At 43.4% G+C, this 1,842-nt stretch carries 3 protein-coding genes and 1 tRNA gene; 3 read left to right on the forward strand and 1 reads right to left on the reverse strand.

All coding sequences use genetic code 11. The features are described 5' to 3' along the window. Positions 1–324 precede the first annotated feature (324 nt). A tRNA-Cys gene (locus tag GX117_05625) sits at positions 325–395 on the forward strand. A 114-nt stretch (positions 396–509) separates the two neighbouring features. Here the strand turns inward: GX117_05625 and GX117_05630 are convergent. Continuing rightward, positions 510–827: a hypothetical protein gene (locus GX117_05630; protein ID NLO32824.1), complete on the reverse strand. Its 318-nt coding sequence runs from the start codon at positions 825–827 to the stop codon at positions 510–512. A gap of 201 nt (positions 828–1,028) precedes the next feature. On the opposite strand from GX117_05630, the gene GX117_05635 reads away from it, so the two are divergent. Then, positions 1,029–1,604, forward strand: coding sequence for an adenylate kinase (locus GX117_05635; protein NLO32825.1), 576 nt, complete (start codon positions 1,029–1,031; stop codon positions 1,602–1,604). 2 nt (positions 1,605–1,606) lie between these two features. Further along, the coding region (locus GX117_05640) for a GTPase ObgE (protein NLO32826.1) at positions 1,607–1,842 on the forward strand (236 nt) is incomplete at its 3' end.

The following is a 1,842-nucleotide window of genomic DNA, read 5'->3' on the forward strand; positions in this document are numbered from 1 at the left end:
AGGCTGAAAAACTGGGATTCTCCCGCGTCTTGATCCCTTCCAATAACCTGAAAGGATATCCTAAGAAAGGGAGCATTGAAATCGCGGAGGTGCGGAAGGTGAGCGACGCGTTCCGACTGCTTTTTTCCTGATTGCGAAAGAACGAGTGGACGAACGAGGTATCGGTAACCAATTACGACTATAGTAGCTGGTTGAGCGAGGTGAGTGCTAGGTAGGAGTCATGGTGATTTTGAATTTTCGAGAAACGAAAGAAATACGGTGAATCTCTTTGAAACTCTAAAAATATATAGTACATTTGCATCCGCTCTGCATATTTAGTAATAAGGTACCTTGGCCGAGTGGTTAGGCGTCGGTCTGCAAAACCGTTGACGGCGGTTCGAATCCGCCAGGTACCTCTAAGAGAATCCTTGCAACCGCCTGTAATGGGGATTGGTCGCAAGGTTTTTTATTTCACGGATCTCTGTGAGCTTGCAACGCGATCGAGGTGAGTCTGCAGTGCGAACTAATTGTCAGGAAGTTTGAGATTCCTCTTTCTTGAACGCGTCGGTTACCTTTTCGTAGTTCTCTTTCCAAGATTCGGATACGGTGCTAAAGAAATCACTCGCGCTTTCTCGGATCACTTCCCATTTGCCATCGGCTACATTTTCGTACTCTTGTAATTTAGAAGCCAAGTTATCCCGTATCCCTTTCAAATTATCTAACTGTTCCCGGTACTCCTCTTTAGCATCATCCGCTATCTCGTGGGCTTTATGCTCTAATTTTTCAATATAGGCTGCAAGTTCATTAAGAACCTGGTATGCTTTTTCTTTGAATTCATCTTTTTTCATCGTAACTTGTATTGTTTTTAGCTTCAATAAGTAAACATTTTTAGAAGTGTTTGGTTCAAGAGCGTGTCCTTTCCGTTCAGATTTGATTAACACGATTCAGGAGGAATTAAGAAAATAAAACAGTCGAAAACGGCAATATACTTGACATAAAGCAAGTAAAATGGCGAGAAACGTGTATCTTTGCAACTTATTTAAAATTTTATGCTGAACATTATAATTTTTGGAGCCCCAGGTTCAGGGAAAGGGACTCAAAGCGAGAAACTGATAGAAAAATATGGGCTGAAACATATATCCACGGGCGATCTGTTTCGAACCGAGATTAATAAGAAAACAGAATTAGGAACGTTGGCCGATTCATACATATCAAAAGGGCAATTAGTCCCGGATGAGATTGTTATAGAGATGTTAGAAGAGCAGTTGAAGAGTTGTTGTGACTTACCGGGATTTATTTTTGATGGCTTTCCTCGTACGTTGTTTCAAGGTAAGTCTCTTGATAAAGTCTTGTCTAAGCATGATGAAAAAGTGTCACTGGTGCTTAGTTTGGAAGTCGCCGATGAAGAGTTGATTCAACGCCTGCTCAAACGTGGTGAGGTGTCGGGTCGCTCTGACGACAATAGAGAAGTCATAGAGTCGAGGTTAAATGTATATTACGAGCAGACAGCTCCACTGAAAGAGTTTTACAGCGATCAAGGGAAGCTCGTGAAGATAAAAGGACACGGTTCTATTGAAGAAATTTTTGAGTCGATGTCGAAAGCTGTTGACCAACTAATAACATAGCAATGGCGGAAACTAATTTCGTTGATTACGTAAAGATTTTTTGTCGTTCCGGTAAGGGGGGGCGCGGCTCCGCTCACTTCCGGAGGGAAAAGTTTGTTCCTAAAGGAGGGCCCGACGGAGGCGACGGAGGCCACGGGGGCAACATCATTTTGCGTGGCAACCGAAATTATTGGACCTTGTTGCATCTGCGCTATCAGCGGCATATTTTCGCGGGGCATGGCGAGAGTGGTTCCAAGGC

Source organism: Candidatus Hydrogenedentota bacterium, from assembly GCA_012523015.1.
Classification (GTDB): domain Bacteria; phylum Hydrogenedentota; class Hydrogenedentia; order Hydrogenedentales; family CAITNO01; genus JAAYBJ01.